We start from the raw sequence: 314 nt of genomic DNA, 5'->3' as shown, positions 1-314 counted from the left end.
CATCCAGTGCCACGCGCAGCGCGTAACAGGTAGTCCATGCGAATCAGGACGCCCAACATGCACATCACGGTTCTGGCCTCCGAAATCACCGATACCCGTAGCATCGAGCAATTGCTGGAGCGACATGATGTTGGGTTCCGCATCAAGCGGCAGTCGATGGCGAGTAGCGCAGCGCGGCGCCATTTTCAGCAGCTGGCCGAGCAGCATGACTGGAAGCGACTGCCCATGATCTTCGACGGCGAACGCTTCATCGGCGGGGAGCCTGAACTCGGGGCCTTGCTCGCCGGACACCATAGCCCCCCCGAAACGCCCCC

The 314-nt window shown here is 62.1% G+C and carries 1 protein-coding gene; it reads left to right on the top strand.

Features of this window, described 5'->3' with window-relative positions; genetic code table 11:
• Positions 1 to 57: 57 nt before the first annotated feature.
• On the top strand, positions 58 to 314 hold a 257-nt coding region (locus tag ACZ2IA_RS22890; RefSeq protein ID WP_470294889.1), incomplete at its 3' end, for a hypothetical protein.

The sequence above is a fragment of the Crenobacter sp. CS_VA4 genome (genome assembly GCF_055597485.1).
Note: the sequence above shows the minus strand (reverse complement) of the source record. Positions and strands in the feature narration are given on the sequence as shown.